The organism is Dellaglioa sp. CoH-57-MRSF-19 (genome assembly GCF_056781975.1).
Genome location: NZ_JBXAXW010000216.1, coordinates 1 through 315, shown reverse-complemented (window position 1 = coordinate 315; position 315 = coordinate 1). Strand labels below are relative to the sequence as shown.

1 protein-coding gene is annotated in these 315 nt (G+C 54.0%); it reads right to left on the bottom strand.

Translation table 11 applies throughout. From position 1 onward, the window contains the following. On the bottom strand, window positions 1–315 hold a 315-nt coding region (locus AC1RO3_RS08990; RefSeq protein ID WP_481764080.1), incomplete at both ends, for a hypothetical protein.

The following is a 315-nucleotide window of genomic DNA, read 5'->3' as shown; positions in this document are numbered from 1 at the left end:
CTATATAGACAGCACCAAGCGGAAGCTTTGTATTCTTGATGCGCCCGTATACGTAGTTGTCTGTCGGGTTGCTGGAACCGTTAGGAATTGCCGATAGGCCGGCAACGCCGCCCGGTTTGTCTATCTGGTCAGATGGAATCGCACCAACATCGTTGGCAGTCAGAACCAAATACTGATCGGTCTTGCCATTGACTGATTGAATCTGCGTGCTCAGCAATCCTGAGGATGTCACGTTCAGACCAGCGCCGACGATAACGGCACCCAGCGTCGAGGTCGTAGCCGGTGGCAATGAACCGTTGCTCAGCTGCAACCACC